Here is a 6,741-nt window from a genome sequence, read left to right on the forward strand (position 1 = left end):
CGCTCAATTCCAATGAGGCACCACTAACCATTACGCGCTCAAAAAACGTGAGGCACGTCGCACTTCTTCCTGCTCGAGATAAGTGCATTAACATGGTGATGTATTCGATGCCGTGCACGTGGAGAGAAGGAGAGGAAGCGATGTCGCAGCTAGTTCAGTTCGTTGATAATAAAAGCAGGTCCTTGGGAGAGATTCTTCGTCAGGTCGCATCCAATCCTGAATATAGAGACCTGTCAATCGTCACAGGTTACTGGGATATGATTGGCACATCGATGTTGATTGATCTCATCAAGGATTATCGCTCTGTACGAATACTGATTGGAGCTGAGCCATTCGCTAGGCGAAGCATTAATGTAACGAATCTGTACAAGGATTTTCCTGATGCAGATATTGCCGAAGATCTTAAAGGACTGGGGGAACTTCCCGAAGATGAGGTAGCGCGCTATCGGGAGACCGCTCGTATTCTGGCGGCGATGATTCGGGAAGGCCGTATGCAGGTGCGTATCTGCCGTAAGCCGTTTATCCATGCCAAGGAATATGTGTTCGGTGCTTATGACTCAGTAGGAGCGGTCGGCATCATTGGTTCATCTAATTTCACGGGCAAGGGTCTGTCGGATACCGCAACCGGCGGTAATGCGGAATTGAACTATCTGGAGAACAAGGAAAACGTCGTTCTCTACCAGCCGCGTATCGAAGGACAGCAATACGGTCACCTTTCTTGGTTCAATATGATGTGGAACCTGCCTGAGGTACAGGAGTGGACAGGTGATTTTCAACAGATTTTGAGCAGTTCTCCCGTAGGCAATAAAACCTATGGTCCGTATGACGTGTATATCAAGGCATTGATGCGTTTATTCCCCGATGAGCTATCACCGGCATTGGACGATGACAATGATACGGAAGATGCGGATGTGCTATATGCATATCAAAAGCGCAATGCTGGAATCCTTGTTAATAAACTCAAGTCAATGGGGACGGCCATTCTTGCCGATTCTGTCGGTTTGGGCAAGACGGTGACTGCCGGCGCCGTCATTAATCATTTCAGGAAGGAAGGCAAGAAGAACATTGCCATCCTTCCTCCGGCAAAATTGAAGGATCAATGGCGCATGGACCTTCAAAGCTTCTTCAAGCTGGATGAATCCTGCTATAGTCTGGTATCCCAACAAGATATCCCAGCTATTCAGCAGTTAGGAGAAGCGTATCGTCGGTCATATCCTGCTGATCTGATCGTTATCGACGAGGCTCATAACATTCGCAATGAGCGTTCAGAACGCTTCAATGCCATTCTGAAATTGATTGAGCAAAATCCCCGCGCCAAGGTGCTGTTGCTGACAGCGACGCCAATTAATAATGGCTTTAAGGATCTGATCAGTGAGTTGGAACTTGGATTGGGTGGTCGCAGGCAGTCTGGAATTATGGTGTCATACCAAGACCCGAACAAGGCTGCAGCAGGCGTACAGAATAAGGATTTCTTTGAGTTTCTCCGCTGGCTTGATACTAGGAAAAAGACTCTGGAAAGCAAAGGTGGCAAATTCGACTGGAATGCCTATCGTCAGCCACTGTCTCAAGGCATTAGCCATTTCGTTGTCCGTTCGACCAGACAGGGGGTTCAAGAGGAAGCGAAACTGCTGAGCGATGGTGATCCGTCGATGGCTTTCCCGAAGAACACGTTCGATACGGTCAATTATGCATTTTCGAAGCGGGCGGCAGAGATGGCGGAGTCCATCATCCACACCCATGCCGGGGCGTTCGAGGGAATCGATCCGCTAGAAGTGGATGGGACGAAGCTATCCGATCAGACGCAACGTCTACGCCATCCTTTGGATATTATTGAGCAGGAGCCGAAGCGGTTCCATGTTGACAAGGATGACTCCCCGTCCTTGGTACGTAATGTGTTTGCTCTGGTGTCTCTTCTTGGATTTCCTATGTATCGGTCGCTGCTGTATGCGTGGGAGTATCGGAACATGACTGAGGATGACATGAGGCTGTTGTCTTTAGCTGATGAAGACAAACTCGCTCAGTTGCGTTCGGGATCGACGATTCACAGCATTTTGCAGACCATCTTGCTGAAGCGGCTTGAGTCCTCGTTGCAGGCGCTGCGTCTGTCTGTGGAACGATATCGTCGACGACTCGACAGATTCGCCGCATGGTTGAACCGAGGCTATGTGATCAAGTCGTCTTCGTTGCCGGTGCTGGATGACGATGATGAGGATCAGTCGCGTCTACCTTTTTGGGATGATTCCATCAGCGATTCAGAGCAGAGCCTTGACGATCGGAACGTCGATTATGACAAAGCAGATGAAACTGTTTTTGATGTACAGGGGCTGCGCCGTGATGTGAAGCGCGACCTAGACATTACTGGTGTGATTCTTAAGGTATTGTCGACATGCATTGATGATGGTTTGGATGCGAAGCTGGGTTCGTTTGCCAAGGAGCTTGTGAAGGCGCTGCATGATGGACGGTTCGGAGGGAAGGTTCTGGTGTTCAGCGCCTATGCCGACACCATCGACTATCTTCATGAGCAGCTTCCGATGTTGCTGAAGAAGGATATTCCTGATTTTGATAGGAAATCGGCGTTTCTGACGGCAGCCTCTTCGGACTTGAATACTGTTGTAGGGCGTTTTTCCCCAGTGTCCAAGAAGTACATCCTCTCCGGCTCAGAGTATGAGCTGGACTATTTGTTCTCCACGGATGTTTTGTCGGAGGGACAGAACCTGCAGGACGCGGCTATCCTCATTAACTATGACCTCCATTGGAATCCGGTTCGCATGGTGCAGCGCAATGGACGAGTTAATCGATTGGGATCGCGTTTTGGCAGGGTTTTGATTGCCAATATGGCACCCGCCGATGATCTGGAGTACTATTTGGGGTTGCTTTCTCGTTTGAAGTACAAGATCGACACCATTAAGAATTCAATTGGTACCGATCAGGGCGTGTTGACCTCCGAGGATGAGAATCCGATTGAATACATTCAGGACCTTTACAGCGGCGACGATTCCAAGATTCAGGATGTGATTGATGCCGTCGATGCGGATAATGACATGCTTTCATGGCGGAACGCCCATGTATATGCGCTGAGAGAATTTCTGACGCAAGCATCTCAGAAAGACGTCAGCCGCATTGAATCAATGCCGCGTGGCAAGTGGAATTATTTGCCATCTGATTCGCGGCTTCAGCAATCTGTGGTGATGATGTACGAACAGATTGGTGGCATCGGCAATGGTATGAACTACCGTTTCGTACGTGTGAAGACGGGATCGAGATTGACTGTTGAGCCGATTTCGAACGAGGAAGCTCTGGGCTTGCTGGAAACCGGACCTGAGGATAACGTCCGGAGAACGGACGAGTCTCGGTTGGATAGAACCAACATTGGAAGATGGGCACTGTCCATGGTCGGAATGCGCAAATCTCCCAAAGTCGCGGCAAGATTTTCGCCGAAGAAAAGCGAAATTGAGCTATTGGAGCTACTGCAAAGGCAACTGGGCGTGAAATCATTGTTGAAGATGTTGGGTCCCGTTCAAAACCTGGTGCAGGCAAAGCAACAATATGAAGCGTTGATGGGCAGGCTGAGGAAGGAATACCGGAAAATGGACGTTCCGCAGTCGGCGGAGATCAGTGAAGGATTGCTTGCTGATTGGCGTAGCTTTTTAGACGACATAAACCGGGACGAGGATGATGATGGAGGCAAGTGGCGTTCCGTCATGGCCAGTATGTCCCTCGATTTATGACCGTGGCGCCAGCGCACCACAGGCTGCGAATGATATACAATCCTTACAGTCATTGGGTATGTAGTCGTAAGTCGGGAAGGAACGGACATGCTTACGTTCGCGGGTCTGCAGCAGGCGCTTGACGAATACGGTCAATGTGTTTCCTCTAATGTGGAGGATAACGACCGTAAAAGCGTGGCCGTACAAGTGGCTGTACAGGTGATGGCTATTCTCCGAGGCGAGACTCTTGACGATATCGATGCCGCAGTCGCGGACGCTCTTCTTCGTCCAATGGAGATGGAAGCTCATCGAGAATGGTTTGTGACTCATCCACATATGGAGAAGACACCATTTGTGTGTGATCTCACCGAGGAGAATGATCTGTTCGAGGCTACGTTCAGTGGCTTGAGAGGGACCGCTACAAAGGCTCACATCAGTGCCTGTGTAGCGATGGCTCCGCATTGGGAGGACGGCGTACTATTCGAGGATTGTCCGGTTGGTATCAGTTTCTTTGCTCCGGCTGGTTCCTCTTCGATTGTCCTTGTGATTTCCAAAGCGGGCAATCTTCGCACCATGGAGTTGCACGGCACGCTGTCGAACACCCAGAAACGCATTCTGAGCAAGCTGTATGGCGTGTTGGGAGGCGATGAGGCGGTGCGAAACGCCGGCGACGAGGACAAGGCGCGCGTGCATGCCGCGCTCTGGGATGCGCTCAATGTCGCCGAGGTCAACCAACGCTTCTACGCCGGCATCGCGACGCGGTTCAACGAGCTGGTCAAGGTGCTTGTCGATGCGAATTGCGACGAGGATAACGCGAAGATGTTCTCAAGCCGTCTGATTGGACGTATTCTCTTCGCATGGTTCCTGAACCAGAAAGGGTTCATCAATCCTGATGAGCATTACCTGGATATCGATGGATTGAACGCCGCCGAGTATTACGAGAGAAAGTTGAAACGGCTGTTCTTCGCCACGCTGAACACGGCGAAGGACCGTCGTGATGCGGACGGGGATATGGTCACGCCGTTCCTCAATGGTGGTTTGTTCGAGGAACAGGACACCGATTTCCCTGATAGGTCGATTCCATTCCCGGACGACTTCTTCGTCGATTTGTATGGGCATTTCGACCAATACGACTTCACCACCGATGAGTCCACGCCGGATTACGAGCAGGTGGCCATCGATCCTGAGATGCTGGGACGCATCTTCGAGTCCTTGCTCGCCGAGCAGATGGACGACACCGGCAACAGCGCACGCAGCGCCAAGGGCGCATTCTATACGCCGCGAGAAATCGTGGCGTATATGTGCCGTGAATCGTTGCGCCAATACCTGCATCGTGCGTTCGGTGATGATGACGTCATCTGCCAAGGAATCGACGCTTTGCTGGACACGCCGGACGGAAAGTGGGAGAGCGAGAGTGACCCTCGTAAAGCTTTGTGGAATTCGAACACCAAGACCGTGCTGCCCCGTGTACTTGGTGCGCTCGAACATGTGCGTGTGCTGGATCCTGCGTGCGGTTCGGGAGCCTTCCCAATGGGTATGCTTCAATTGCTGATGCGATGCCGTGTTCGTCTGATGGGGAAAACCGCCACGGCAGACTCCTATCGACAGAAGCTGGAAATTCTGCGGAACAACGTGTTCGGATCCGACATTGAGCCGATGGCAGTGGAGATTGCCCGATTGCGCGTATGGCTGTCCATGATTGTGGAGCGCGAGTCGATTGATCAGGTTGCGCCATTACCGAATCTGGATTTCAAGTTCGTGTGTGCCGATTCGCTGGTGCCGTTAGCTGATGATACAGGCGAGGGTGATCCAGCGAAGACAAGCTCCATGGTATCGGCTGGCGGGGTGCTCTCTCAGGGCGCATTCGATTTGGCTGAAGAGAATAATCAATTCGAGCAGTTGACGGATATTCGCAACCGTTATTTCTCGACCACCGATTCGGAGAAAAAGAGCGAGCTGATGCAGCGGTTCGAGACCATTGCCGCCCAGCTGGGCGGCAAGGACGAATCCTCCCCGCGGGGACGGCAGATCGCCAACTTCCATCCCCATGCTTCATCGGTTTCCGAGACGGGGCATGCGCCGTTCTTCGACCCGGACTTCATGTTCGGCGTCGACGCCTTCGACGTGGTCATCGGCAACCCGCCGTATGTGCAGCTGCAGAAGATGAAGACCATGCGCACCGTCTACGAGTCGCTGGGGTACCGGTCGTACAACAAGACCGGCGACCTGTACGAATTGTTCTACGAGCGTGGCATGGAGTTGCTGTCCGAGCATGGCGTGCTGGATTACATCACGTCGAACAAGTGGATGCGCAACCGGTACGGCAAGGAGCTGCGCGAGTACTTCGCCCGCAACGCCGAGGTGATTTCGCTCATCGACCTGGGTGCCGGACGTTTCGGCAGCGCCACCGTCGACACGAACATCATGCTGCTCGCCAAGGGACAGGCGGACGGGGTGAGACAGGCCGTGAAATATGCTGACGATTCGCTGACGGACATCGGCGACTACGTCAAGAACAATGCCGTGACCATCCCGTTCAATCGTGTTCCGGATGCTGGCGGTTATGTGCCGGACGGTGGCCCTTGGGTCATCCTGACCGATGTGGAACGCTCCATCAAGCACAAGATGGAGGAGGCGGGCACGCCGCTCAAGCGGCTCGACGTGCGTATTTACCGTGGTGTCCTGACCGGTTTGAACGATGCGTTCATCATCTCCAAGGAGAAGCGCGACGAGCTCATCGCCGCCGATCCGAAGAGCGCCGAGATCATCCGTCCCGTGCTGCGCGGACGCGACATCAAGCGATACAGCTACGAGTTTGCGGATTTGTACACGATTACACTATTCCCATCGTTAAATTGTAACATTGATGATTACCCGGCAGTGAAGAATTGGTTGATCAATGGCGAATGGGTATTGGAGGGACGTACTAGCAGTCCATTGGGATCGGGACAACTGCGTTTGGAGCAAACTGGAGTTACCCATACCTACTCAGGCAAGCAGTTTAAGGCACGCAAAAAGACCAGTAACAAGTGGT

General features: G+C 52.3%; 2 protein-coding genes. Both read left to right on the forward strand.

The window, feature by feature from the left end; all coding sequences use genetic code 11:
- Positions 1 to 140: 140 nt before the first annotated feature.
- Entirely contained in the window at positions 141 to 3,728 is a 3,588-nt protein-coding gene (locus EHS19_RS10205; protein WP_175578432.1) for an SNF2-related protein, read from the forward strand.
- An 87-nt stretch (positions 3,729 to 3,815) separates the two neighbouring features.
- The coding region (locus tag EHS19_RS10210) for an Eco57I restriction-modification methylase domain-containing protein (RefSeq protein WP_151917657.1) at positions 3,816 to 6,741 on the forward strand (2,926 nt) is incomplete at its 3' end.

Source organism: Bifidobacterium jacchi, from assembly GCF_009078285.1.
Lineage (GTDB): Bacteria > Actinomycetota > Actinomycetes > Actinomycetales > Bifidobacteriaceae > Bifidobacterium > Bifidobacterium jacchi.

Excerpts from the sequence above, each read along its gene's own strand:
- EHS19_RS10205 (WP_175578432.1), top strand. The coding sequence starts at position 141 with ATGTCGCAGCTAGTTCAGTTCGTTGATAATAAAAGCAGGTCCTTGGGA.